Raw genomic sequence first — 1977 nt, 5'->3', positions numbered from 1 at the left:
GCTGGCATTCATGTTGATGTGGCTACCGATGTATTGTTGAACACGGAATGTACAGCAAAGATCAACACGCCCTAGTTGAACCATATAAAAAGAAATTGAACGAGTGAGAAAATAAACTATATCAATTAGTTAAGTTTCTCACTCTTTTTTATATATGTATAAATAAAGCATATAAAAACCAAATCACATCTAAACAGTAGTGTAAATAGCATAAGTCACACCTCAAGAACCAAGACTGTGCAACTAGGCTATGTGCAGTTTCTACAACGATGTACGTAAGTCGTGACAAGGTGGTCGATTCTAGGAATATGGTAATGCAGGCTCGTATGTCTACTGTGCTATTACCATACCAACTTCATGCAAGTGGGTAATTATGTCCGGTGCCTTTCCTTTCAAAAAAGGGTTAATGGCGCTGGGAATCTTCTATCATGGCGTGGAGTTTTTCATTTTCTATTACGCCTTTTGGTGCGATAAATACCAAGCGGCTTAAACGCTCACCAGTCTCTGGCCAAACGTATCCCACGGTTAATGAAGCTCGCTGACCTGTGCACTGAAACACGCATTGACGGTCGGTGCGCTCCTGCAGGTTCAAAATGCCTTTCATGCGGTAAATGGTGAGGGACAAATGCTCAAGAAGTGGATACAGCTTTTCGATAGAAAGCTGCTCATTCGTCTCATAGCTAAAGGTCTCAAAGTTGTGCCTCATCTGATTTGAGGGCTCGGAGCTGTCCTCAGGCATAGCCACAAAGTGACGCTCAATGTCTTGGTCCATATCGAAGATTATTGGCAGATCCACCTGACCAAACTTCACATTGACTCGCTTAGCCACGGCGTTGTATTGCTGACACCACTGATGCACTTTTTCTACTTGCTCAGGCGAGGCTAAATCAGTTTTGTTGACCAAGATGGTATCGGCCACCATCACCTGCTGAACAGCCAACTCTTGCATCGTATCTTCTAAATTCAGTACGCTTTCTGCATCTATGGTTGTCACAATCGCATTAATCGGTGCATAAGGTTTCAACTCTGGGTCTTCAAACTTTCGCGCCACATCTAAGGGCTCAGAAATGCCCGACGTTTCGACCACGATATGATCTGGTCTATCTTCTTCCATTGCAATAATGCGAGAAACGGCCACTACTAGCCCTTCAGCCAAGCTACAACAGATACAGCCATTTTCCAGCTGCATTACTGACTCATCTTGAGACTTTACCAAATCGGCATCTATGTTAACCGAGCCAAAGTCGTTAACGATAACGGCAATCTTAAGGTTGTCTTTATTCGAGAGAATATGATTGAGAAGTGTGGTTTTACCCGCGCCCAAAAAGCCCGAAAGAATGGTTACAGGAATCGGCTTAAGTGTCATTGCTGCCTCTAAAAATTACTATTTCTTTACCTGGTTTAAATGAAATGGGTTGGCGCTACACCAACCCAAAACATAGACTAGATGTTGCGCACAGCTTGGCCTGGCAACACACCTTCTACTCGCTCACCTTGTTCAATAATAGGTGTACCGTTCACCAACACATAGTCATGCCCGGTTGAGGTTTGACGCGGGTTTACAAACGTTGCGTTGTCCCTAATTGTGTCTAAATTAAACACCGTTATGTCGGCGTCACAGCCCACTTGAATGCGGCCTTTTTTACGCAATTGTGGCGCGCCACTCTCAACAATTTTTGCTGGAATCAAGGTACACTTCTCAATCGCTTCCATCACACTTATGGTGTTCTTTTCTCGAACCCAGCGAGCGAATAAGCGCGAAAAGTTACCCGCAGAGCGAGGATGGGCAAATACGTCGTCAGGAAGAGGCCAAACATCATCGTTTAGTACGCTGCCATCTGGTGATCTGCTCCAGTCAGACTGGACACCGTATTAAGCGACATATTGTTTTTCAAAGTTGACTGGGCTTACATACCCAAGAGCACTGTGCCTTCTTGTTCGATTATAATCAACTTCAATGTATTCAAAAAGCGCTTG

The 1977-nt window shown here is 44.2% G+C and carries 2 protein-coding genes and 1 pseudogene; all 3 read right to left on the bottom strand.

Features of this window, described 5'->3' with window-relative positions; all coding sequences use genetic code 11:
- Nucleotides 1-403 precede the first annotated feature (403 nt).
- Entirely contained in the window at nt 404-1366 is a 963-nt protein-coding gene (locus tag Q1A70_RS19675; protein ID WP_299695646.1) for a GTP-binding protein, read from the bottom strand.
- A gap of 77 nt (nt 1367-1443) precedes the next feature.
- Nucleotides 1444-1782 (bottom strand): annotated as a pseudogene (locus Q1A70_RS19670) (amidohydrolase family protein); the annotation flags it as partial.
- 90 nt (nt 1783-1872) lie between these two features.
- On the bottom strand, nt 1873-1977 hold a 105-nt coding region (locus tag Q1A70_RS19665), incomplete at its 5' end, for an IS3 family transposase (protein ID WP_299693196.1).

Source organism: uncultured Vibrio sp. (assembly GCF_947488985.1).
Classification (GTDB): Bacteria; Pseudomonadota; Gammaproteobacteria; order Enterobacterales; family Vibrionaceae; genus Vibrio.
This window is presented reverse-complemented; position numbering and strand designations above follow the sequence as displayed.

Coding starts and splice junctions, on each gene's coding strand:
- Q1A70_RS19675 (WP_299695646.1), bottom strand. CDS start 1,366: ATGACACTTAAGCCGATTCCTGTAACCATTCTTTCGGGCTTTTTGGGC.